Source organism: Puniceibacterium sp. IMCC21224 (assembly GCF_001038505.1).
Lineage (GTDB): Bacteria > Pseudomonadota > Alphaproteobacteria > Rhodobacterales > Rhodobacteraceae > Puniceibacterium.
Window position 1 is genome coordinate 2,742,231 of the sequence record NZ_LDPY01000001.1, and the last position, 21,475, is coordinate 2,763,705.

Genomic DNA, 21,475 nt, shown 5'->3' on the forward strand with positions numbered 1-21,475 from the left:
CCGCCAGACCCATGAGGGGCAAGACCATGCGGCATCCCCTGCGCAAGCTTCCGCCCCACGCCGCCCGCTTTGGTAATCCGCTCAGCCGTATTCTGGCCCCAGATCGGCGCAGCTGCGCTCAACCCAATGCTCCTGCAGCCAGGCGCAGGGCTTGGATCGGCGGATCAAGCTGCCAGTATACCCTTCAATGGCCTCAGGCATCTTGGGATGGCCGTGAAAACACACCACCCGCGCGTCATCCGGCAGTTCGGGCGCGCGAAGATAATTTCGCGGGAACGGGTTGCAATCGTATTTAAAGCTCACGACCCAAGGTTCGGGGATGTAGACAAAGGCCTCACGATCCATCGCCTTGTGGCTGGTATAGCGCTGCTCGGACCCGCGTGCGGCCTCAACCTCTTCATAAGGATTGGCGGCAAGATCTTCATAGAGAAAACCGTGTTCAGCTGGATCAAAGCGAAACACCGATCCGTGACCAGTCGGGCGTCCCTTGCGTTTTTCGGTCCAATCGTGGCGCATCGCGACTTTCCCGGGCTCAAGCTCAAGCAACGGATCCAGAGATCCCGTGATCACCACGTCCAGATCGAACCCCAGAAACGGTCCCTGCAAATCGGGCACCAGCCCTTTGCGGAACAATGAGACTTTGCGCATCGCCCCCTGCCGGTTGGCCACGGCAAGCGCGGCATTCATCGGCTCCTGGAATGGTTCGACCGGCAAAGGCAAAATGATCACATCGGGATGGATGCCCGCCGAATGCTCAGTCATGCAAAAGAACCGTACCGGCATATTCAGATTGCGCCGCACCCCGGAATACAGCCGGTTGACGTATTCAGGGCCAAAGAGAGTACCCCATTTGATGCAGATGATATTTGCCACCACGTCAATCTCTCCCTCGCGCTGCTGCTGCGTTTAGCTTGGAACGCGTCCTGTGGCCACCCCTGTGCCCGGTCGCGTTCTCCTAGATGACACCACCGCAAGACGTTTGTGCGACTGCAGCAAATCTGATAAGATGTTAGCGCTAACTAATTTTACTGAATGTTATTATTAGCAGAAGCTAACACCAAACCCGCCCAAGGAGGATCCCATGGCGACACCAGACATCGACGACGCAAAAATTGCCGAGGCCGCATTTTACATCTGGCAGGATGAGGGACAACCCTCGGGCCGCGCCCAAGAGCATTGGGCCCAAGCCCAAGCAGCCTTGGTGAGTGCGAAAAAGCGGGCCAAGACCACAAAACCCCGCGCCAAATCCGCGACTCCTAAAAAACCACGTGCCGCCGCCAAGACGGACACCCCCGCCAAAGCGGCGACCAAGCCCGCTGCAAAATCCAAACCGACGCTGCGCGCCCGCAAAACCACCGAATAGTGCTCAGGCGGCGGGCATCCGCCGCTCGACAATTTCCGCCCACCAGCTGCATCCGGCCGGGATGGCCTCGTCGTTGAAATTATACTCTGGGTGATGCACCGCCGCCGTGTCGCCATTGCCGACAAGGATATATGCCCCCGGCCGCTCTTCGAGCATAAAGGCGAAATCCTCGCCTCCCATGACAAGCGGCGCATCATCACATTTTCCCGACACGGCTGTGGCCACATCAGCGGCAAATTGTGTCTGCTCTTCGTGATTGACCATAACGGGGTAATTGCGAACATAGTTAATATCTGCGCGCGCACCAAATGCTTCGGCCACAGAGGTGCAGATCGCTTTGATCCGCGTCTCGGCCAGATCGCGCATTTCGTTGCTCAGGGTACGTACCGTGCCCTTCAGATGGACCCGCTGAGGAATCACGTTGAACGCCTTTGACGAGGTTTCGAACGACGTGACCGACACCACAAGCTGGCTGATGGGATCAGCATTGCGGCTGGCAATCGACTGCATCGCGGTGACGACATGCGCGGCGGCAACGGTGCTGTCGACCGTCTCGTGCGGTTTGGCCGCATGACCACCCTTACCTTCAATCGTGATCTCAAACAGATCCGTCGCAGCAAAGAACGCGCCCGGACGGATGGCAAACTGGCCCACGGGGACACCCGGCCAGTTGTGCATACCGTAGATTTCCTGGATGCCAAAGCGCTCCATCATGCCGTCGTTGCACATCTCGCGCCCGCCACCGCCACCCTCTTCGGCCGGCTGAAAGATCACCGCGACGGTGCCGTCGAAATTGCGCGTCTCAGCCAGATATTGCGCCGCACCCAGCAACATCGCTGTGTGACCGTCATGGCCACAGGCATGCATCGCACCTTCGTTCTGCGATGCATACGGCAATCCGGTCTGTTCGGTGATCGGCAGGGCGTCCATATCGGCGCGCAGCCCGACAACCTTGCCAGATGTCTGGCTTTTCCCTCGGATCACCCCCACCACACCGGTGCGCCCAATGCCTTCGACCACTTCATCGCACCCAAAAGCCCGCAGCTTTTCTGCGACCAGAGCCGAGGTCCGATGCGTCTCAAACAACACCTCGGGATAGGTGTGAATATCGCGGCGCCACTCGGTGATTTGCGGGTGCAGTTCGGCAAGGCGGTTCTTGACCGGCATAAGGACATCTCCTGATCCTGTGATTGGGGCAATCTGCCCGAGAGGTCAGAAAGCTGCAAGCCGTCCCGACTTCAGATCCCGCCCCGTTCACACTGTTGGGATCTGACGACGCGAGCGCACGACACCCGCCGCACCGCGTTCCCGACCCTAAATGTTCGGCCCCGGAACCATCCGGCTACCATCACTGAACCGCGCCATCCGAAACCGCGTCAGATCGACGCCGGGGTCATTGCCACGAATAAGGTCCGAAGCAATCCGACCAAAGGCGGGACCAATCCCGAACCCATGACCGCACATGCCGGTCACCACCGTCAGCCCCGGCAGGGCTGCCACACGATCCACGACCGGCACTACATCGGGCATCACATCAATCATACCAGCCCAGAGCGTTCTTGGCCGAACCTCACCCGCATCGGGAAACGCCTTGGCAAAAGCCGCGCAGGCCGCCCGCGCCTTTTTGACATTGGGTGCCGGGTTCAGGACGCGCAGCCGCTCGAACGGTGTTTCAGAGTCGTCTGACCAACGGCGCGGAGTCCCCCATGCGTCAGGGTATCCCCGCGGAGCGGCGACATGCAGGCGAACGTCAAAGCCACCTTGGCGCAACAGCGGCGCGTATTTCCCTAGCGCGCGAATCGAATCCGGCCCGACATAAAGTTCAGACAGCGTCGAAGGGGCCAGCGTGTACCCGCCATCAGCGCGCGGCCGGAACGCCATCCGATGATCGACCGCAGCCGTTCCCCCCACCTGCGGTAACGGACCGGTTTCCAGTGCCGTGGATCGAACAGAAAGCTGCGGAATATCCACCCCGTGTCGCCGCAGAAAAAGCGATGACCACGCCCCGCCTGCCAACAGGACCTCAGCAGTCCGTATCCGCCCCTTTTCGGTCAGGACACCGGTGACGCGCCCGGCATCAAGGTCAAGCCCGCGCACGGCGCAATGTTCGATCAGCGTCGCCCCTTTGGAACAGGCAAGCCGCGCCAGTTCCGGCACCGCGACCCAGGGTTCCGCCTTGAGATCCGTGGGCGTGTGCAACGCACCCGGCCAGTCGCCCTGCGCTCCCGACAGCACGTCACGCAAAGCATCGCGGCTCACCATACGACTGCTGACACCCAGCGGCGCCGCTTCGCGCAGCCAGTCTTCAAACCCCGCTAAATCGCGGGGCTTGCGCGCCAGATACGTGACCCCGATTTGACGTACGCCCAATCGGCCGTGACATTCGCCGTCCAGCGCCAGCCAAAGCCTCTGCGCCTCATGTGCGATCGGGATCTCTGCCAGATCACGCCCCTGCACTCGTATCCAGCCCCAGTTGCGCGAACTTTGCTCGGCCGCAACCCGACCCTTTTCCAGCACGACCACCGACACACCTGAACGCGCAAGGCAGAGCGCTGTCGAGATGCCAATAATTCCGCCGCCGATGATCACCACATCGACAGATGCAGGCAGCGCCGCATCATGTTCCGGCGGCGTCTGGATCGAAAACGGAAACCCGGTCATTTCGACAGCAGCACCAACAGATCGCGCATAAAGGCATGGCCCGCCTCGAACTGCGCCACGGTGATGTATTCGTCAGGCTGATGCGCCTGCGCGATGTCGCCCGGGCCGCAGACAACAGCGGAATATCCCGCGCGCTGGAACTGCCCGGCCTCGGTGCCATAGGACACCACATTCTGCGAATTATCGCCGGTCAGCCTGCGTACAATCGCCTCGGCCTCACCGTCGGTTTCTGGTACAAGTGCGGGAACATCAAAGCGTTGTTCAACATCAATCCGTGCGTCGGGATGCACGGCCTGCATATCCGCCTCGACGGCGCGCAGCACCTCAAAATAGGCGTCGCGCCAATCATCGAGCTTTTCACCTGGCACAGCACGGAAATCCATGCTGAACCGGCAATCTTTAGCAGTGATATTATGAGCCGTGCCGCCCTGAATCGTTCCCACATGGGCCGTGGTCCACGGCGGAACAAAGACTGCGGCCAGCGCGCTGGGGGTACGGGTCATGCTTTCGGCGTTGCGATCATTCGCCCAGTCGATCAGCTTGGCCGACCACATGATCGCGTTGACGCCGGTGTGCATGATCGAACTGTGAACCTCGAATCCCTGCACATGGGTCCAAAAACCCGCGCCGCCCTTATGGCCAGTGACTGCCTTCATCATCGACGGCTCACCGACGATTACCGCGCTCGCCTTTGGCATCGGCTCCTGCATCGCCTCGATCATCGGCGGCGCACCGATGCAGCCCACCTCTTCGTCATAGCTCAGCGCAAGCTGCAGCGGGCGGCGGATGTTGCCATAGCGCGCCTCGACGAGCGCCCAGATGGCAAGCGCATCAAACCCCTTCATGTCCGTCGTGCCGCGCCCATAGAGCCTGCCATCGCGTTCGGCGACGACAAAGGGGTCCGACGCCCAGGGCTGCCCATCGACCGGCACCACATCAGTGTGACCCGACAGAACCACGCCACCAGCCTCATCCGGCCCGACATGCGCAAAAAGAGCCGCCTTTTCGCCCGTCTCGTCATAGTGCCGATGCGCGGTGATCCTGTGACTGCCCAGATAATCCTCGACCCAGTCAATGAGCGGCAGGTTGCTGTCCCTGCTGACAGTCGGAAAGGCAACGAGACGGTCAAGCAGGTCGCGGGGGCTTAGGCGATGGGGCATCGGGTGTGGTCCTTTTCGGTCTTGGTCCTCGACCCGAGGTAGGGCGTCAGAGACAGCGCAGCAAGGTCAATCCCGCTGATCTGGCCAGAGGCGCCCGACATGCGCACGATTTTATATCGATGGGTGGGTAATACCCGTGCAATGAGTTTATCGGGCGCAACCAGATACAGCCGCCAATAAATATGTTCCGGACAAAGAAAACGACGACCGAACATGCCGACCGCCGTTACAATTCGTTTCAGAAAGCCGAATAGCTCAAGCCGTGGCCAGCATGCCCTGCTCCTGCGCCAGATCGCGCATCCGCTTTTGCAGCTTCTCGAACGCCCGGACCTCGATCTGGCGGATCCGTTCACGGCTGACATCGTACTGGCCGCTCAGATCCTCAAGCGTCACCGTCTTGTCCGACAGACGCCGCTGGGTCAGGATATCTTTTTCGCGATCATTCAGCACGTCCATCGCCTCGGCCAGCAGGGCGCGGCGCGCCTCCAACTCATCGCGTTCGGCATAGTCTCCGGCCTGATCGGCATCCTCGTCCTCAAGCCAGTCCTGCCATTGCATCGTTCCCTCGCCCTCGGACCCGACGGTGGCGTTCAGCGACGCATCCCCGCCCGACAACCGCCGGTTCATCGAGATCACTTCGTCTTCGGTCACTCCCAGATCAGTGGCGATTTTATGCACATGCTCAGGCCGCAGATCACCGTCTTCCAGCGCGCCGATCTTGTTCTTTGCCTTGCGCAGGTTGAAAAACAGCTTTTTCTGCGCCGAAGTGGTGCCCATTTTAACAAGGCTCCATGACCGCAGGACATACTCCTGGATCGACGCGCGGATCCACCACATCGCATAGGTTGCCAGACGAAAGCCCCGCTCGGGATCAAAGCGTTTTACCGCCTGCATCAGGCCCACATTTGCCTCAGAGATGACTTCAGCCTGAGGCAAACCGTAGCCACGATAGCCCATCGCGATTTTAGCAGCCAGCCGCAGATGCGACGTCACCATCTGGTGGGCGGCTTCGGTGTCCTGTTCTTCGACCCATCGTTTGGCCAGCATGTATTCCTGCTCCGGCTCCAACAGCGGGAACTTGCGAATTTCCTGAAGATAACGGCTCAGACCGCCTTCTGGCGTCGGGGCCGGAAGATTACCATAATTGCTCATATCCCTCTTCCCTTCATATTGTCGGGGTCACCCATGTTTAGGTGCTTAACATCTATCTGGTGGCTCACCCGAGGGGATTCAAGCGCGGTAGCGCGCCTTTTGTTGATACGAAGTTAACGCAAACATCCGTCGAAGGTATCGTTATGTCAGTGCTTTCACGCGCATGTGCAGTGCGCGAGAGCGGATCAGCCCCGAATTTGTGCAATCAACCCGGCCATATCCGTCGGCAAATCCGCCTGGAACGCCATCGTCTGGCCGCTCACCGGATGCACGAACCCCAATTCGGTTGCGTGCAGGGCCTGACGGTCAAACCCTGTCACCGCCTGCGCGGCCTCAGCCGATACCGCGCTCGCCGCAAGCTTGCGCCGTCCGCCATAGGTCGGATCCCCGACCAGCCCGTGCCCGATATGCGCCATATGCACTCGGATCTGATGCGTACGCCCGGTCTCAAGACGGCACTCCAGCAGCGCCAGCGTCGGTGGCGTCCCGAATGTCTCCAACAACCGCGCCCGCGTCACCGCATGCCGTCCGGTGCCAAAGAACACGGCCTGTTTCTGCCGGTCAGTCCGGTGACGCGCCAACTGAGTCGTGACACAGATCACATTGCCCGCCTCAGCCGACACACCGCGCAACCCGCGCAATCGTGGGTCGCCAGTGTTCGGCGCGCCGTAACAGATCGCCCGGTAGGACCGCACCGCAGTATGTTTTTCAAACTGGGTTGCAAGACCGTGATGCGCCCGATCCGATTTCGCCACCACCAGCAGGCCACTGGTGTCCTTGTCGATCCGGTGAACAATCCCGGGGCGTTTTTCGCCACCGACACCCGACAGAGCACCGCCGAAATGATGCAGCAGCGCGTTGACCAGCGTGCCGCTGGGTGAACCGGGCGCCGGGTGCACCACCATGCCTGCCGGTTTGTTGATCACGATCAGATCTTCATCTTCGTAGACAACCTCAAGCGGGATCGCTTCGGGGCCGATGTGGCTTTCTTCGGCTTCGGGCAGAGTGATTGCGATCACCTCGCCCTCGGCCACTTTGATCTTGGGGTCGTCCAGCACCACGCCGTCGCGCGTCACGCAGCCCTCACCGATCAGCCGGGTCAGCCGCGTGCGCGACAGTGCCGCTGCCTCTGGCACATCGCGGGCCAGGGCCTTATCAAGGCGCGGCGGCGGTGCCGCTCCGATTGTCACATGCAACAGGCTGGAGGCCATGTCCGATACTCCTGAACCGCCCCTGCCCGAGCCGGCAAATCTGAAATTTCTGCGGCGGCTGGTCACTGTACTGACTGTCACCATGATCGCAGGGCTCATAATCGTGCTGGGCCTGCTTGTCACGCGACTTGGTGCCCGTGGGCCAGCCCTGCCTGACACCATCACCCTGCCCGATGGGACCAGCGCAACCGCCTTTACTCAGGGCGACAACTGGTATGCGGTCGTGACCAAAGACAACCGCATCCTGATCTTCGATCGCCTCACCGGCGCGTTGCGCCAGACCGTCACTCTGGACTGACCTGCATACGCGCATAATCGGCCTTATCAACGCAAAACGCCGCGCTTTGGCGCGGCGGTTTATCCCGAACTAGGGAAAATGGTACCAGCTCCTGGTCTCGAACCAGGGACCTCTTGATCCACAATCAAGCGCTCTAACCAACTGAGCTAAGCCGGCACGTTTGGGCGAAATAACGCCCCTTCCCAAGCATTGCAAGCCCGAATTCCCCGGTTTAAAGGTCAATTTCCCAGGCCTGTTCGACCAGATCGACGCCAAAGCTGTGAACCGGTCCCGAAGAGATCAGCCGCCACCCTGTCGCCGCATACAATGCGCAGGCCGCTCGGTGGCTCTCATGCGTCCAAAGTGCCATGCGCAAATAGCCCCGTGCGCGGGCATAGCCCATGCATTCCGCCAGAAGCCGCTTGCCCAACCCTTTGCCGCGCGCCTCGGGAACCAGCAGGAACAACCGCAGCTTGGCCGTCTGTTCGTCCTGACGTACGCAAAAGATGCTGCCCAGACGCTGACCATCGCACACTGCAATCCAGGCCCGCTCACAGGATGGATCCCGCTCGCGCCCATAGACCGCAAGGATCTCGGCCACCAATAGACCAAAGCTATCGTCGAATCCTTCGGCCTGCGCGTATTGCACGCCGTGCTGCTGCACCAGCCAATCGACGTCGCCCGTTTCCAGATCTCGCAAAACAATGTCCATCCGCGTATCAGATCAGAGCCGCGCTTGCATTTCAACGGCCCCGGTCGTACATCCTTGCCTCGCCATAAACTTTGTCAGGTCTCAGCCCACGTTGGCCGACCACGCATCACCCGGAGACGCCACCATGGGCATCAACACCGAACGTGACATCGAAGCAAATCTCCAGATTGGCCCGACCGACGCGGGCATGGTCCGTCTTTTTGTGATAGCGGGCTCGATCGAGATCCCGATGGATTTCCTGCCCGAAGAGGCCGACGATATCGCAGAAGAAATCCGCGCCGCCGCCGCCGCCGCGCGCAAGGTTAAGCCGCGCCGCTGATCACATCTTGGCGGGGGCCTCCTGCGTGTTGGCTTTGGCTCAATTTCCTGCGGCACCTGTTCAATCCGACCCCACGTAAACTCTCCAAGATCCCTCCCGCACCGCAGCAAGCGCGCAAAGCCTGATCAGAAAGGCGCTCGCGCCCTTCTCAAGTGCTGGATTTCTGCGCTCGCGAACGGATATCTTTCAACGGAGGCGGAGGGAAGGTGACATTCGCTACGGTCTGAATCAAGGCCTGCTGTGCCGAACTACACAGAGCCGCAAACCTGTCCTCAACAGCAGGACCACTCCACAATATGTTAAGCCGCCACAATATATGGCTTAGGCTCAGGACCCATTGATATTCGCTTCGCTGCGTGATTCACGGCTCAAAAAGTGAGCGGTGAACATGTCTGATCTAATCTGGTTATCCGACGCGCAGATGGCGCGTCTTGGCCCCTACTTTCCCAAATCCCACGGCAAGCCACGTGTCGATGACAAGCGCGTTCTTAGCGGGATTATCTTCATCAATCGCAACGGCTTACGGTGGCGTGACGCGCCGAAGGAATACGGCCCACACAAAACGCTCTACAATCGGTGGAAACGCTGGAGTGACAAGGGTATCTTTGCCCAGATGATGGCCGGTCTGGCTGCTGATCACGGCGAACAGACGACGGTCATGATCGACGCCACTTACCTCAAAGCTCATCGAACGGCGTCCAGCCTGGGCGTCAAAAAGGGGGGCGTGGTCGCCTGATTGGTCGAACCAAGGGTGGCATGAACACGAAACTGCACGCCATCTGCGACAGGGGCCGAAAGCGTTGGTCGCTCGACTTCGTGTCTGACAGCCTGTCGTGCGGTCGACGTTTCCGCATATTGAACGTCATCGATGACTTCAGTCGGGAATGTCTGGCTGCTGTTGGCGACACCTCATTCTTGGGCGAACGTGCCGTCGCGAACCCGGTCAACGATGGGGGACACGTCCTGCGCGGTCGAAAAGGTCAGGTCCGCAACAATTGCCCCGTCTTCCAGGCGGAAGGTCCGGGCACGGCCAATGGTGGCGGTTGCGCGGTGCCGGTCGTGACTGTCCAGAAGCGGCACGTCCAGCCCGTCGAGGTTTAGCGACGCCGGGTCCAGAATTTCGAGATATGCGCCGCGCGTATCGCGCCGCTGGATGGGTGTTCCCGCGCCGCCGATGTCTCAGACGCCCAGTGACCAAAGGACTGAGAACCGCCACCAAACCGGCGCTGCGAGGGCGTTGCCGCTTCGTAACTGCTTACGACTTTTGGTTCGGCGGAATGCCGTTTGAAGTGATCGAGGAATCTCATTTGAGTGACCTTGTACCTATGGCCATCATCCGTAATGAATGGAAAAATTAATTCAAACAACTACTTAGCCACATTAAGTGTGAAACCCTCAACGCTCACGCCTTTCGGTGCTGAACTTTGAGTTGGGCGGCATCGATCCAGAGGAACCATCCGGGCAGATTCAAGCTGCCGTCGCGACACACGACTGGGGTGGTGGCCAGCTTGCTGCGGATCGCCGGTCTGGACTGGGCCGCACCGGATTACACGAACCTGTGCCGACCACTGTCCGGTAGTGCATGTTTGCATGCATGAGAGGAGACCGAAGACACTCGCCGTCCAGATCCCGAAGCGGCGCGCCGCTGGTCCGTTGAGCCTGCTGATCCCCTCTCGGGCATTGCCGCGCAACACCCTGCCGGGCAGCGGACAACACCGGTATCAAGTCTCTGGGCGATGGCGCCTTCTCAAAGTTCGCAAGCCAAATGAGTCCTGCGTCCTTGCCGGGCGATGGATACGCTGCCTCACGGCCTTGGGGGGAACGCATCGCCGCGACAGACCCCGACCGTCAGGCTGGCGAAATCCATATTCGCATCGCCTGAGACCAACCGGGAAAGCGGACGCCATACCTCACGCTTGCGATGCGCAACAACGCTCCGCAGTTGATTTGCGGCGCGCCAGACCAAAACCGCCAAGCGCAAAGATCAACATCAGCCCGGTTGCAGGCAGCGGAACCGGGGCAAGAAATGAAGCTTTGACGTTATCGAACGCTGCATAGTTTCCGACGCGGCCAAAGACCACCCGATCAAAGCCTTCGATGTCAGACCAGCCATAGATCGACGGCGCGTTAATGGCGCCTGTGTTCCCGGCTGTCACGAGGTTTCCGCCAAGATAGGTCGACCAAGTGTATGTGTGGTTGCCGGCAGCGTAACCTGACCCAAGGGTCAATTCCAAGCCGTTGAATACGTTCCCGTCCGTTGCGGAAATCGTGTAATCGCCGGTTGAGTAAATATAGTTGCCAGTAAAGGGCGTTGCGCCACTATAAAAACCGGAGTGGCTGTGGCAACCGGCATAGCCGCAATAGTTGCCGGTATTCAGAAACTCCATTCCACCTTCGGTGTATGACGAGTTTGACACCGCAAGCGCGCTTTCAAAGCCCGCAAACGCATCTACTGTTGTGACGGCAGAGCCATCTCCGATTGTGAAAACCGTTGCAGCGCTCGCTGAGCTGGCCAAAAAGACCGCTGCGATTGCTGTGAAGATCCTTTTGTGGACTGTGGTCATCGCTACCATTTTGGTATCCTTCCTCTTTAGTGTGGGACACACCAACTTAATATCGGTCGATAAAGGCGCGTAAATTGTGACAGCTTTAAGGCTTCTCTAGGGTCAGGACTCATAGCCAGTAGATGACGAGTGCAGCGAGGGCGATTGCGGAGAGGAAGACTTTGGGGCAGCGGTCATAGCGGGTTGTGACACGCCGCCAGTCCTTGAGCCTGCCGAACATGATCTCGATCACTGCCCGGCAGTGCATTGCGCAGCAATGTCACGAGAGGGGCGGTTGCGGCGTTTGTAGCGCCGCTTGTCGTATCGGATTGCAGTCTTGCGTTGCTTACGACCCGGGATGCAGGCGCGTATCCCTTTGTCTTTCAACGCTTCTCTGAACCAATCAGCGTCATAGCCGCGATCCCCAAGAAGCCAGTCGACATCTGGCAGGCTGCTCAGCAGTGCTCGGGCACCGATGTAGTCGCTGTACCACTGCCCGGCAGGTGATGCTTGCATCGCCGAGAGGGGTGACCGGCGGTCACGAACAGATTGAGCGGACGTCCATAGCTGTCGCAGATGGCGTGCAGTTTCGTGTTCATGCCACCCTTGGTTCGACCAATCAGGCGACCACGCCCCCCTTTTTGACGCCCAGGCTGGACGCCGTTCGATGAGCTTTGAGGTAAGTGGCGTCGATCATGACCGTCGTCTGTTCGCCGTGATCAGCAGCCAGACCGGCCATCATCTGGGCAAAAATACCCTTGTCACTCCAGCGTTTCCACCGATTGTAGAGCGTTTTGTGTGGGCCGTATTCCTTCGGCGCGTCACGCCACCGTAAGCCGTTGCGATTGATGAAGATAATCCCGCTAAGAACGCGCTTGTCATCGACACGTGGCTTGCCGTGGGATTTGGGAAAGTAGGGGCCAAGACGCGCCATCTGCGCGTCGGATAACCAGATTAGATCAGACATGTTCACCGCTCACTTTTTGAGCCGTGAATCACGCAGCGAAGCGAATATCAATGGGTCCTGAGCCTAAGTTTTAGATGTCACGCTGTCTCTCGTCATACCTGTCGAACTTGTCTGTCCGGATTTCCAATTTTGTCTTAAGTCCGTAATCTTCTCGCCAAAGTTCGGCGATGTATTTTCTAATGGTCCCCTTGGAAAGCCCTACAAGTGGCCGAATCTTAAACATTGCTTCCTGTGCACTGGCGAGCTGCATCATCGGTGTGTCTTTCTCCAATTCGACTTGCGAAGCTATTTGCCCCCCGTATGCATGAACGAGCTTGGCCGCCTCAGAATCATTCCGAACCAAACCAATGTCGGCAGGATAAATCCGGTGCAAAAGAAGCGAACGCAAAGATAAATAAACTGATGCGTGCAAGATTTATCTCTTTTTTCCGGCTGCATAAAAACTCCAATGCGACATCAATTCCCGCCGCCGCTCCAACAAATCCGACCGCGCGTAAGCCCGCTCCACATCAGAACCGACTTGATGCGCCAGCGTCGCCTCTGCCACCTCGCGCGGTGCGCCCGCTTCTTCCCCGGCCCAATCACGGAAGGTGCTGCGGAAGCCATGCACGGTGTATTGCCCGCGCTCCATCCGCCGCATGAGCATCAGAATCGACATATTGGATAGAGGCCGGTGCCGCTTTTGCCCCTCAAACACAAATTCCGACGCCATCGCCTTCATCGGCTCCAGCACCCGCAATAATTCATCCGTAAGAGGAACCCGATGCTGGACCCCGCCCTTCATCCGCGCCGCCGGTATCGTCCAGAGCCGCGCGTCCAGATCCACCTCATTCCATGTCATGCCCAGCACCTCGGACGTGCGACAGGCGGACAAAACCGTGAATTGCAGCGCCTTTGCCGCCGTGGCGCTGCGTCCCTCCAGTTCGGCATAGAAGGCCGGAATATCGCGCCAAGGCATCGCGTCGTGATGCGTCACCTTGACCTTCACCTTGGGCAGAACCCCGGCCTCTTTGACCGCCGTTACCGGGTTTTCGCCATCCCGAAACCCGCGCGACCGACCCACGTCCAGCACCGTCTTGATACGCTGCGCCAGCCGCCGCGCGGTTTCATGCTTGTCTGCCCAGATGGGTGACAGGCACATCAGCACCTCAGGTTGCCCGATGCTATCAACCGGCATCCGGCCAATCTTGGGAAAGGCATAGTCGCGCAACGTGTTCAGCCATTGCGCGCCATGCTTGGCGTTTTTCCAAGTGGGCATCCGGTCAATGTGAACCTGCTGTGCCAGTTCCGAGAATGTGGGGATCTGGCGCTCTGCATTGAAACGCGGGTCAGGCCGGTCAGGCCGGTCTTTGCCATGCGCCGATATTCCAGCGCCCGCTCGCGCGCCGCGTTGAGTGTAACCACATCGGCACCGCCCAAACCAAAGTCGGTGCGTAGCGGCGCGCCCTTGGCGTTTTTCTGGCCCTTGACCGTGACACGGACAATCCAGCGCCGCGCGCCGGACGGGTCCACCACCAAATACAGACCGGCCCCGTCGCCGTGACGGCCCGCGCCCAGGTTCTCCACCAATTTCTTGGTCAGCTTGCCGCCAAGTGCCGCCATCCCGCATACCACCTTCCGTACCACGCAAGGAAAGCATACTGGCAAAATTCAAACAAAGCCAACAAAACCGAACAACCAACAATTCTTGAAGGGATTCAAGGCATTTAGGTAGGTCTAAGCTGGAATGTTAAATTGGGTAAAAACCACCATTGGCGGAAGCGGTGGGATTCGAACCCACGGACGAGTCTCCCCGTCGCTGGTTTTCAAGACCAGTTCCTTAAACCACTCGGACACGCTTCCACTACGCTCGGGGGACATTGCAGGCCATCCTGACTTATGACAACGGATGTCTCCGGCGCCTCAAGTCATGGACATATCGCCACCCCGAAACAACACTCTCTCAATCGACCCTGGCGCTGCAATATGCAGAGCCGCTGCAATAGCCACCAGATTTCCGGTGCCACCGGTGACGCCCAACCGCAAAGTCCAGACGGCATATCCCCCCACGAGCGATTCTGAAAGCACCCAGCGCGGAAATTTTTCCCAGCCCGCGCTGCGGGCTTTTCATGGGCGCGTCAAGCAGCTAAGCTCTGCGCAAATTCGATGGTGCGCAGCACCGCAGGCAAGAGCATTATAGGCTGGACCAACCGGCAAAAGACACGCATCGCAATTGCGCAAGGCAGGCTGAGGGGCATTGGCATGGAAAAAGAGATCTGGGCACGACGCAGAACTGCGGCGGGACGCAGCGCTGTCCTTTTGGCGATGGCTCTCGGCCTTGCCGCGTGCGAAGACGGGCAGATGCCGGGGTTCCTGAAGGCGCAGGACGGCGGTACGGCAGGATCAACGGCATCGGGTAAATCCAGCAAGCAAATGGTCGAACGTGACATTGAGGCCCCCGATGTGTTTCAGGCCACCGAGGCCGGGCTCTGGGATGGTCGCCCATCGCTTGGCGGGGTCTGGGTGGCGCATCCGGATGTGACGGAACCCGAGCGGGTGATCGTGCGCAACGAGCAGAATGGCAAGTTTGTGATTGGTGCGCTGTTCCGTCGTGAACGCGAAACACCGGGACCAAGGTTGCAGGTGTCCTCGGACGCGGCTGCGGCGCTAGGGATGCTGGCCGGTGCGCCCACCAATATCAATGTCGTCGCCCTGCGCCGCGAGGAAGTGGCCGAAGAGGCCCCGCCGCAAACCGACATACCGCCAGTGTCTGACGGGACGGCTTCGGCTGTGGGTGGCCTCGACGCGCCTTCCGCCATCTCTGAGGGAACACTCGAACCGGTAACAGCCGCTGCGGCGGCTGCCATTGACAGGGCACCTGCAACCCCTCCTCTTGCCCCATCGGCCGCAGCAGCAGCGCCGAAACCAGCCGCCCCCGTTGCTGCCAAGCCAGTTCCAGCGCAATCAGCGACAACCAAGTCAAACCTCTCCAAACCTTTTATCCAGATCGGGATTTTCAGCGTCGAAGGAAATGCCAACAACACGGCCACCGCGATGCGTCAGGCCGGAATGGTGCCCACGGTGAAGAAGCAAAGCTCAAGCGGCACGGCGTTCTGGCGTGTGCTTGTCGGTCCGGCGCAAAACAGCGGCGAGTTGGACACGCTGCTGAAAAAGATCAAGGCGAGCGGCTTTACCGACGCGTATGCAGTCAGCAACTGACGGCAGACCCCCGCCGGTGCACCACCGCTTCACTTGCAAATCCCGCGCGCATAGGGCGAAATAACGTCCAAAGCCGCAGGGCAGAACCAACGCAGCGCCGGGCGCCCGCATTGCGACACGTCTGATCGCCACCCAAGGAGCCAGAGCATGAATGTGACTTTCCGCAGAACCACCGCCCTGCTGACAGCCCTGGTGCTGCTGGCCGGTTCTGCACAGGCATTTGACACCCGCGCCAAGGCGGCATTTGTGCTGGACCAGTCCACCGGCACGGTGCTTTTGGCCAAGAACGCCGATGAGGCGCTGCCGCCTGCGTCAATGTCCAAGCTGATGACGCTGTATATGGCGTTTGAGGCTGTGCGCGACGGGCGTCTCAAGCTGGATGAGAAACTGCCAGTGTCGAGCCATGCAATGTCTTATGGCGGCTCGACCATGTTCCTCGACACCACCGACCGGGTTGCCGTCAATGACCTGTTGCAGGGGATTGTCGTGCTGTCGGGCAACGACGCCTGCGCTGTGATCGCCGAGGCCCTCAGCCCCGATGGCACCGAAGCTGGCTTTGCCAAACTGATGACGCGCCGCGCGCAGCAACTTGGCATGACCAATTCGGTGTTTCATAATTCCAACGGCTGGCCGGCCGATGGGCATGTGATGTCGATGCGCGACCTCACGCTGCTTGCCAGTCTGCTCATCAAAGATTTTCCCGACTTCTATCCGATGTTTGCCGAACAGAAATTCGCCTTTGACGGACGGGCGCCGCAGAACGTCAACAACCGCAACCCGCTGCTGGGTCTGGGCATCGGTGCGGATGGGCTCAAGACCGGGCACACGTCTGAGGCGGGCTATGGCCTTGTTGGATCTGCCAAACAGGGTGACCGGCGGGTGATCTTTTCGCTGACCGGGTTGGACAGCACCCGCGCCCGTGCCGAGGAATCCGAGGCAATCGTCAATTGGGCCTTCCGTCAGTTTGCCGAAACCAAGATGACCGCTGCAGGGCAGGCGATCGCCGAGGCTGATGTCTGGATGGGTGCCAGCCCCACTGTGCCGCTGGTGACCCAAGAGGATGTGACCCTGCTTATGCCCGTTCTGCCCGGATCGCAGGTGGAGGCCGAAGTGGTCTATACAGGCCCTCTCAAGGCCCCCATCACAAAGGGACAAAAACTGGCCGAACTGATCATCCGCCCAGAGGGTTTGCCGGAACATAGGGTGCCGCTGGTGGCACAAAGCGCAGTCGCGCGCGGTGGCTTTCTCAACCGGATGATGACGGTGAGCAACGTATTGATTGGCCGGCTGAGCGAAAGCCCCGAGGGGACGATGTGACCACAAACGGCGCAGCGCCGCACGGGCTTTTCATCAGTTTCGAAGGCATCGACGGCTCCGGTAAATCGACACAGGCGCGGCGACTGGCCCGGACCTTGCGCGCGCAGGGCCGCGATGTGGTTCTGACCCGCGAACCCGGCGGCAGCACCGGCGCCGAAGAGATCCGCGCGCTTGTGTTACAGGGTGATCCCGATCGCTGGTCGGCGGAAACCGAACTTTTGCTGTTTACCGCCGCGCGCCGCGATCATCTTGAACGCACGATCCGCCCCGCCCTCGCGGCAGGTCAGATCGTACTGTGCGACCGCTTTGCCGACAGCACCCGGATGTATCAGGGCCTGTCGCGTGGGAACCTGCGCACTGCCGTCGATGTGCTGCACGATCTGATGATCGGGCAAGAGCCCGAGCTGACCTTGCTGATCGACATGGACCCCGGCGCAGCACTGGCCCGCGCCAAGGCCCGCGCAACAATTGAGGAACGGTTCGAAGATTTCGGCCAACCGCTGCAAGACGCGATGCGCGCAGGATTTCTGGCGCTGGCTAAGGAGTTTCCCAACCGTATCCGCGTGATTGACGGCACCCGGGGCGAAGATGACGTTGCCGCAGATATCCTTGCCGCTGTCGTACCGCGTCTGACGAACCTGCAGCCATGAAGGACGATCCCACCCTGCCCGAAGCCGACCGCGTCGAAGGTGCGCCGCACCCGCGCGAGACGCCGCATATGATCGGGCAGCAGGCGGCTGAGCGCGCCTTTCTGGAGGCCTACGGCGCGGAGCGACTGCATCACGGCTGGCTATTGACTGGCCCACAGGGGTTGGGCAAGGCAACGCTGGCCTGGCGCATCGCGCGGTTCCTGCTGGCGACGCCGCCCGCCGGGGATGACGGAATGTTTGGCGCCCCCCCCCCGCCCGCCACGCTCGACATTGCGGCAGATCATCCGGTGATGCGGCGCACGCAGGCGCTGTCCGAACCCGGTCTCTTTCTGCTGCGCCGGGTTTGGGATGCTGACAAAAAGCGGCTCAAGACCCAGCTTACCGTCGAAGAGGTGCGCAAGCTGCGTAATTTCTTTTCCCTCTCCGCAACCGATGGCGGACGCCGTGTGGTGATCGTGGATTCGGCGGACGAGATGAATCCATCCGCCGCCAACGCCATCCTCAAACTACTCGAAGAGCCGCCCGCCCGCACCACGCTGCTGCTGATCAGCCATCAGCCCTCGCGGCTATTGCCGACGATACGGTCACGCTGCCGCGAGCTGCGGCTGGCTCCGCTGATGCCAGCCGACATGGCAGCCGCACTTGCCGCCACCGGGGCCGAAGTCGCCCCGCATCAAACCGAGGCGCTGGCCGCCTTGTCGGCGGGGTCGGTCGGCGCGGCGATCCGGTTGCTCAACCTCGACGGGCTCAAACTATACGCAGAGCTTGTGGCGCTGCTGGGCACTCTGCCCGACCTCGACCGCCCGCGCGCGATTGCGCTGGCCGAAACCGCCGCCGCCCGCGGTCGCGAGGACCGGCTCGACTTGCTGTTCGTCTTGCTGGACCTCGCGCTGGCACGTCTGGCCCGCACCGGCGTCACCGGCGCAGCCCCGCTCCCCGAGGCCGCACAGGGCGAAGCCGCCATCCTGACCCGGCTGTCACGCTCTCTCGATGCCGGACGCGCCTGGGCGACTCTGGCACAGACGGCAGGCGACCGCGCCCGCCATGGCCGCGCAGTGAACATTGATCCTGCTGCCCTCGTTCTCGACTCACTTCTGCATCTGCGCGACACTGCAGCCACATTCGCGCGGTGACCGCTGGCCAGCGCCCACGCGCCACGCAAGATCGGACTGATTGCCCCACAACCCGGTCCTGCCGGGCCTCACCGCCTTGACCCTCTGGCCCACATCCTAGATACCGACGCCATCAGGCCCGGGAAAGACATACGGCATGACCGAACCACATATCACAGACAGCCACTGCCACCTCGACTTTCCGGATTTCGACGGCGAACTTGCCGCCGTTCTGGAGCGCGCCAGCGCCGCAGGGGTGCACCGAATGGTCACGATCTGCACGCGGATGCGCAGCGAACCAAAGGTGCGCGCACTGGCCGAGGCGCATGAACAGGTGTTCTACGCCGCAGGCATCCACCCGATGAGCGCCGCCGAAGAGCCGCTGGTCAGCGTCGATCAGCTCGTGGCGCTGTCGCAACACCCCAAATTTGTCGGATTGGGTGAGACCGGACTCGATTATCACTACACCGCCGACAGCGCCGAGGTGCAGAAACAAAGTCTGCGCATTCACATCGCGGCGGCGCAGGAAACCGGCCTGCCGCTGATTATCCACGCGCGCGCCGCCGATGACGACATGGCCCGCATCCTGACTGAAACCTACCGTGCGCGCCCCTACTCTTGTGTGATGCACTGCTTCTCGTCCAGCCCAGAGCTCGCCCGTGTCGCGCTCGACCTTGGCTTTTACCTGTCGATGTCCGGCATCGCCGCGTTTCCCAAAAGTCAGGCGCTGCGCGACATCTTTGCGGCCGCTCCGCTTGACCGTATCCTTGTGGAAACCGATAGCCCCTACCTCGCTCCGCCACCGCATCGCGGCAAGCGGAACGAACCGGCCTATACCGCACACACCGCCCGCGTCGCGGCCACGGTATTTGACCTCGACTACGCCGATTTCGCCGCGCAGGCCGAACAGAATTTCGAACGCCTGTTTGCCAAGGTCACCGCTTATCAGGCCGCCGCATGACGTCTGAACTGCGTTTCACCATCCTTGGGTGCGGCTCGTCCGGCGGCGTGCCGCGGCTGGGCGGACACTGGGGCGACTGCGACCCCGCAAACCCGCGCAACATCCGCCGACGTTGCTCGCTATTGGTTGAGCGTGAAACACCCGATGGCGTCACCCGCGTGCTAATCGACACCTCGCCGGACCTGCGCTCTCAGCTGCTGGATGCGGGAATCGGATTGTTGGACGGCGTCGCCTATACCCATGCCCATGCTGACCACGTCCACGGCATCGACGATTTGCGGATGATCGTGTTCAATAAACGCCAGCGTCTGGCGGTCTGGGCCGACACAGTAACACAACAAAGCCTGTATGACCGCTTTGCCTATGCCTTTATCCAACCCCAAGGCAGCCAATATCCCGCGATCCTCGATATGCATACCATCAACGGGAACTTCACCATCTCCGGTGCTGGCGGCGATATCACGCTTACCCCGTTCGAGGTCAATCACGGCGGCATCGACGCGCTGGGGTTCCGCATTGGCGGGCTGGCCTACCTGCCCGACGTCCTGCAGATCCCTGACGCAGTCTGGCCGGTGCTGGACGACCTCGATTGCTGGATCGTCGACTCGCTGCGCCGCACCCCACATCCGAGCCACTCCCATCTGGCACAAACGCTGGGCTGGATCGATCGTATGGCGCCCAAACGCGCAGTGCTGACCAACATGCATATCGACCTCGACTACGCGACGGTCGAGTCCGAGACCCCCGCCCACATCACCCCTGCATACGACGGCATGGTGATCCGTTACCCGCTGGACGACGCGCACGCCTGACTGCCAGACGCCGTTTCTTCTCTTTTTAAATACGCAAATCCTGCCGTGCCAAAAGCGCCGCGCCGCCATTCCAGAAACCGATCGCATGCAAGCCCTTCTTGACGTCATCCTCCCCGTCTTTTTAGTCATCGGCTTTGGCTATGTCGCCGCATGGCGTGCCCTCTTTTCCGAAAGCGGCGTCGACGGGCTGATGCAATTCACCCAGAATTTTGCCATCCCCTGCCTGCTGTTTCGCGCGATCTGGACCCTGGATCTTGGGCAGCATTTCAACCCGCTGCTTCTGGTCAGCTTTTATGCCGGTTCAATCACCGGCTTTACACTGGGGTTGCTGGGTGCGCGCTATCTGTTTCACCGCGACTGGGAGGATTCTGTCGCCGTCGGGTTCTGCTGCCTGTTTGCCAATTCGCTGATGCTGGGCCTTGCCATTACCGAACGCGCCTTTGGCAGTGACGCGCTGACCGCCAATTACGCCATCATCGCCCTGCATTCGCCGATCTGCTATGGCATCGGTATCACGGCGATGGAAATCGCACGCGCCCATGCCCGCAACACCAGCGCGGGCAGTCTGCCGCTCACCGTGCTCAAGGCGATGTTCCGCAACGCGCTGGTGATCGGGATTTCCATCGGCGCCGCGTTCAATATTTTGAATTTGGGTTTGCCGGCCCCCGTCACCGAAGCGATTGATATGATCGTGCGCACAGCCCTTCCGGTGGCGCTGTTCGGCATGGGCGGCGTGCTCTATCGATATCGCCCAGAGGGGGATTTCCGCGTCATCGCCTTTGTCTGCGCCATCTCACTGATGCTGCATCCCGCAATCACCTGGACGCTGGGAAGCGCGTTCAACCTGCCGACGGATGCCTTCCGCTCGGCGGTGTTGACGGCTGCAATGGCGCCGGGAATCAATGCCTATGTCTTTGCCAACATGTACGGACGGGCGCGCCGCGTTGCAGCCTCGTCGGTGCTGTTCGCCACGGGGCTTTCGCTGGGCACCGTCTGGGTCTGGCTGGCGCTGCTACCCTGACGCTGCGGAAAGATACAATGCCGCAGCGTCAGGGTAGCA

Annotated in this window: 22 protein-coding genes, 2 tRNA genes and 4 pseudogenes; 13 read left to right on the forward strand and 15 right to left on the reverse strand. The window is 60.6% G+C overall.

Annotated elements, in window-relative coordinates; all coding sequences use genetic code 11:
* Window positions 1-81: 81 nt before the first annotated feature.
* Window positions 82-882 carry a hypothetical protein gene (locus IMCC21224_RS12640; protein WP_047995661.1) on the reverse strand — a complete coding sequence of 267 codons (801 nt, stop codon included), beginning with the start codon at window positions 880-882 and terminating at the stop codon, window positions 82-84.
* A 199-nt stretch (window positions 883-1,081) separates the two neighbouring features.
* Here IMCC21224_RS12640 and IMCC21224_RS12645 point away from each other — a divergent pair, with 199 nt between their 5' ends.
* Window positions 1,082-1,363 (forward strand): DUF2934 domain-containing protein, encoded by a 282-nt coding sequence (locus IMCC21224_RS12645; protein WP_047995662.1) that lies wholly within the window; start codon window positions 1,082-1,084, stop codon window positions 1,361-1,363.
* 3 nt (window positions 1,364-1,366) lie between these two features.
* Here the strand turns inward: IMCC21224_RS12645 and IMCC21224_RS12650 are convergent, their stop codons facing one another.
* The 5 genes from IMCC21224_RS12650 to IMCC21224_RS12675 form a co-directional block, all read right to left on the reverse strand.
* Window positions 1,367-2,530 carry a M20 aminoacylase family protein gene (locus tag IMCC21224_RS12650; protein ID WP_047995663.1) on the reverse strand — a complete coding sequence of 388 codons (1,164 nt, stop codon included), beginning with the start codon at window positions 2,528-2,530 and terminating at the stop codon, window positions 1,367-1,369.
* 147 nt (window positions 2,531-2,677) lie between these two features.
* Complete coding sequence (locus tag IMCC21224_RS12655) at window positions 2,678-4,024, reverse strand: FAD-binding oxidoreductase (RefSeq protein ID WP_047995664.1); 1,347 nt, start codon at window positions 4,022-4,024, stop codon at window positions 2,678-2,680.
* A complete protein-coding gene (gene argE, locus IMCC21224_RS12660) occupies window positions 4,021-5,184 on the reverse strand; it encodes an acetylornithine deacetylase (protein ID WP_047995665.1) in 1,164 nt (387 codons plus the stop codon). Before argE ends, IMCC21224_RS12655 begins: the two co-directional genes overlap by 4 nt.
* A gap of 255 nt (window positions 5,185-5,439) precedes the next feature.
* Complete coding sequence (gene rpoH / locus IMCC21224_RS12670) at window positions 5,440-6,336, reverse strand: RNA polymerase sigma factor RpoH (RefSeq protein WP_047995667.1); 897 nt, start codon at window positions 6,334-6,336, stop codon at window positions 5,440-5,442.
* 185 nt (window positions 6,337-6,521) lie between these two features.
* The gene (locus tag IMCC21224_RS12675; protein ID WP_047995668.1) at window positions 6,522-7,547 is read right to left on the reverse strand and encodes an RluA family pseudouridine synthase; all 1,026 of its coding nucleotides are present in this window, start codon (window positions 7,545-7,547) and stop codon (window positions 6,522-6,524) included.
* Between IMCC21224_RS12675 and IMCC21224_RS12680 the strand changes: the two genes are divergently transcribed.
* Window positions 7,546-7,845, forward strand: a complete 300-nt coding sequence (locus IMCC21224_RS12680; protein WP_047995669.1) for a DUF6476 family protein — start codon at window positions 7,546-7,548, stop codon at window positions 7,843-7,845. The genes IMCC21224_RS12675 and IMCC21224_RS12680 overlap by 2 nt on opposite strands.
* 79 nt (window positions 7,846-7,924) lie before the next feature.
* On the opposite strand, the gene IMCC21224_RS12685 is transcribed toward IMCC21224_RS12680, so the two are convergent.
* Both IMCC21224_RS12685 and IMCC21224_RS12690 read right to left on the reverse strand, forming a co-directional pair.
* Window positions 7,925-8,001, reverse strand: a tRNA-His gene (locus IMCC21224_RS12685).
* A gap of 55 nt (window positions 8,002-8,056) precedes the next feature.
* Window positions 8,057-8,536 (reverse strand): GNAT family N-acetyltransferase, encoded by a 480-nt coding sequence (locus IMCC21224_RS12690; protein ID WP_047995670.1) that lies wholly within the window; start codon window positions 8,534-8,536, stop codon window positions 8,057-8,059.
* A gap of 124 nt (window positions 8,537-8,660) precedes the next feature.
* Between IMCC21224_RS12690 and IMCC21224_RS12695 the strand changes: the two genes are divergently transcribed.
* From IMCC21224_RS12695 to IMCC21224_RS27800, 3 genes and pseudogenes are all read left to right on the forward strand, one after another.
* Window positions 8,661-8,855: a DUF6324 family protein gene (locus IMCC21224_RS12695; RefSeq protein WP_047995671.1), complete on the forward strand. Its 195-nt coding sequence runs from the start codon at window positions 8,661-8,663 to the stop codon at window positions 8,853-8,855.
* 388 nt (window positions 8,856-9,243) lie between these two features.
* A pseudogene (locus tag IMCC21224_RS12700) lies at window positions 9,244-9,641 on the forward strand (IS5 family transposase); the annotation flags it as partial.
* Window positions 9,642-9,782 (forward strand): annotated as a pseudogene (locus IMCC21224_RS27800) (IS3 family transposase); the annotation flags it as partial.
* Window positions 9,783-9,952: 170 nt separating this feature from the next.
* Here the strand turns inward: IMCC21224_RS27800 and IMCC21224_RS27805 are convergent.
* Window positions 9,953-10,162 (reverse strand): hypothetical protein, encoded by a 210-nt coding sequence (locus IMCC21224_RS27805; protein WP_156178251.1) that lies wholly within the window; start codon window positions 10,160-10,162, stop codon window positions 9,953-9,955.
* 159 nt (window positions 10,163-10,321) lie between these two features.
* Here IMCC21224_RS27805 and IMCC21224_RS27810 point away from each other — a divergent pair.
* Window positions 10,322-10,598 (forward strand): annotated as a pseudogene (locus tag IMCC21224_RS27810) (transposase); the annotation flags it as partial.
* 167 nt (window positions 10,599-10,765) lie between these two features.
* Here IMCC21224_RS27810 and IMCC21224_RS12705 read toward each other — a convergent pair.
* The 6 genes and pseudogenes from IMCC21224_RS12705 to IMCC21224_RS12725 form a co-directional block, all read right to left on the reverse strand.
* Window positions 10,766-11,428: a VPLPA-CTERM sorting domain-containing protein gene (locus IMCC21224_RS12705; RefSeq protein WP_047995673.1), complete on the reverse strand. Its 663-nt coding sequence runs from the start codon at window positions 11,426-11,428 to the stop codon at window positions 10,766-10,768.
* Window positions 11,429-11,528: 100 nt separating this feature from the next.
* A pseudogene (locus tag IMCC21224_RS27100) lies at window positions 11,529-12,365 on the reverse strand (IS5 family transposase).
* A 70-nt stretch (window positions 12,366-12,435) separates the two neighbouring features.
* Entirely contained in the window at window positions 12,436-12,777 is a 342-nt protein-coding gene (locus IMCC21224_RS12715) for a hypothetical protein (protein ID WP_156178253.1), read from the reverse strand.
* A 3-nt stretch (window positions 12,778-12,780) separates the two neighbouring features.
* The gene (locus IMCC21224_RS12720) at window positions 12,781-13,623 is read right to left on the reverse strand and encodes a site-specific integrase (protein ID WP_231582074.1); all 843 of its coding nucleotides are present in this window, start codon (window positions 13,621-13,623) and stop codon (window positions 12,781-12,783) included.
* Window positions 13,581-13,967 (reverse strand): Arm DNA-binding domain-containing protein, encoded by a 387-nt coding sequence (locus IMCC21224_RS28515; protein ID WP_231582075.1) that lies wholly within the window; start codon window positions 13,965-13,967, stop codon window positions 13,581-13,583. The genes IMCC21224_RS12720 and IMCC21224_RS28515 overlap by 43 nt, the downstream gene beginning before the upstream one ends.
* A 150-nt stretch (window positions 13,968-14,117) precedes the next feature.
* Window positions 14,118-14,207, reverse strand: a tRNA-Ser gene (locus tag IMCC21224_RS12725).
* Between the two features lie 399 nt (window positions 14,208-14,606).
* On the opposite strand from IMCC21224_RS12725, the gene IMCC21224_RS12730 reads away from it, so the two are divergent.
* From IMCC21224_RS12730 to IMCC21224_RS12760, 7 genes are all read left to right on the forward strand, one after another.
* Window positions 14,607-15,563 (forward strand): SPOR domain-containing protein, encoded by a 957-nt coding sequence (locus tag IMCC21224_RS12730; RefSeq protein WP_047997102.1) that lies wholly within the window; start codon window positions 14,607-14,609, stop codon window positions 15,561-15,563.
* 147 nt (window positions 15,564-15,710) lie between these two features.
* The gene (locus IMCC21224_RS12735; protein ID WP_047995675.1) at window positions 15,711-16,880 is read left to right on the forward strand and encodes a D-alanyl-D-alanine carboxypeptidase family protein; all 1,170 of its coding nucleotides are present in this window, start codon (window positions 15,711-15,713) and stop codon (window positions 16,878-16,880) included.
* Window positions 16,877-17,530 carry a dTMP kinase gene (tmk, locus tag IMCC21224_RS12740; protein WP_047995676.1) on the forward strand — a complete coding sequence of 218 codons (654 nt, stop codon included), beginning with the start codon at window positions 16,877-16,879 and terminating at the stop codon, window positions 17,528-17,530. The genes IMCC21224_RS12735 and tmk overlap by 4 nt, the downstream gene beginning before the upstream one ends.
* Window positions 17,527-18,663: a DNA polymerase III subunit delta' gene (locus IMCC21224_RS12745; protein ID WP_047995677.1), complete on the forward strand. Its 1,137-nt coding sequence runs from the start codon at window positions 17,527-17,529 to the stop codon at window positions 18,661-18,663. The genes tmk and IMCC21224_RS12745 overlap by 4 nt, the downstream gene beginning before the upstream one ends.
* 136 nt (window positions 18,664-18,799) lie before the next feature.
* Window positions 18,800-19,603, forward strand: coding sequence for a TatD family hydrolase (locus IMCC21224_RS12750; protein ID WP_047995678.1), 804 nt, complete (start codon window positions 18,800-18,802; stop codon window positions 19,601-19,603).
* Window positions 19,600-20,415 carry an MBL fold metallo-hydrolase gene (locus tag IMCC21224_RS12755; protein ID WP_047995679.1) on the forward strand — a complete coding sequence of 272 codons (816 nt, stop codon included), beginning with the start codon at window positions 19,600-19,602 and terminating at the stop codon, window positions 20,413-20,415. The genes IMCC21224_RS12750 and IMCC21224_RS12755 overlap by 4 nt, the downstream gene beginning before the upstream one ends.
* A gap of 85 nt (window positions 20,416-20,500) precedes the next feature.
* The gene (locus tag IMCC21224_RS12760; protein WP_047995680.1) at window positions 20,501-21,436 is read left to right on the forward strand and encodes an AEC family transporter; all 936 of its coding nucleotides are present in this window, start codon (window positions 20,501-20,503) and stop codon (window positions 21,434-21,436) included.
* Window positions 21,437-21,475 lie beyond the last annotated feature (39 nt).

Bases quoted from the DNA above. Each gene is read 5' to 3' on its own strand.
- IMCC21224_RS12645 (WP_047995662.1), top strand. From the start codon at position 1,082: ATGGCGACACCAGACATCGACGACGCAAAAATTGCCGAGGCCGCATTT.
- IMCC21224_RS12650 (WP_047995663.1), bottom strand. From the start codon at position 2,530: ATGCCGGTCAAGAACCGCCTTGCCGAACTGCACCCGCAAATCACCGAG.
- IMCC21224_RS12655 (WP_047995664.1), bottom strand. From the start codon at position 4,024: ATGACCGGGTTTCCGTTTTCGATCCAGACGCCGCCGGAACATGATGCG.
- argE (WP_047995665.1), bottom strand. From the start codon at position 5,184: ATGCCCCATCGCCTAAGCCCCCGCGACCTGCTTGACCGTCTCGTTGCC.
- rpoH (WP_047995667.1), bottom strand. From the start codon at position 6,336: ATGAGCAATTATGGTAATCTTCCGGCCCCGACGCCAGAAGGCGGTCTG.
- IMCC21224_RS12680 (WP_047995669.1), top strand. From the start codon at position 7,546: ATGTCCGATACTCCTGAACCGCCCCTGCCCGAGCCGGCAAATCTGAAA.
- IMCC21224_RS12675 (WP_047995668.1), bottom strand. From the start codon at position 7,547: ATGGCCTCCAGCCTGTTGCATGTGACAATCGGAGCGGCACCGCCGCCG.
- IMCC21224_RS12690 (WP_047995670.1), bottom strand. From the start codon at position 8,536: ATGGACATTGTTTTGCGAGATCTGGAAACGGGCGACGTCGATTGGCTG.
- IMCC21224_RS12695 (WP_047995671.1), top strand. From the start codon at position 8,661: ATGGGCATCAACACCGAACGTGACATCGAAGCAAATCTCCAGATTGGC.
- IMCC21224_RS27805 (WP_156178251.1), bottom strand. From the start codon at position 10,162: ATGAGATTCCTCGATCACTTCAAACGGCATTCCGCCGAACCAAAAGTC.
- IMCC21224_RS12705 (WP_047995673.1), bottom strand. From the start codon at position 11,428: ATGGTAGCGATGACCACAGTCCACAAAAGGATCTTCACAGCAATCGCA.
- IMCC21224_RS12720 (WP_231582074.1), bottom strand. From the start codon at position 13,623: ATGCCCACTTGGAAAAACGCCAAGCATGGCGCGCAATGGCTGAACACG.
- IMCC21224_RS28515 (WP_231582075.1), bottom strand. From the start codon at position 13,967: ATGGCGGCACTTGGCGGCAAGCTGACCAAGAAATTGGTGGAGAACCTG.
- IMCC21224_RS12730 (WP_047997102.1), top strand. From the start codon at position 14,607: ATGGAAAAAGAGATCTGGGCACGACGCAGAACTGCGGCGGGACGCAGC.
- IMCC21224_RS12735 (WP_047995675.1), top strand. From the start codon at position 15,711: ATGAATGTGACTTTCCGCAGAACCACCGCCCTGCTGACAGCCCTGGTG.
- IMCC21224_RS12745 (WP_047995677.1), top strand. From the start codon at position 17,527: ATGAAGGACGATCCCACCCTGCCCGAAGCCGACCGCGTCGAAGGTGCG.
- IMCC21224_RS12750 (WP_047995678.1), top strand. From the start codon at position 18,800: ATGACCGAACCACATATCACAGACAGCCACTGCCACCTCGACTTTCCG.
- IMCC21224_RS12755 (WP_047995679.1), top strand. From the start codon at position 19,600: ATGACGTCTGAACTGCGTTTCACCATCCTTGGGTGCGGCTCGTCCGGC.
- IMCC21224_RS12760 (WP_047995680.1), top strand. From the start codon at position 20,501: ATGCAAGCCCTTCTTGACGTCATCCTCCCCGTCTTTTTAGTCATCGGC.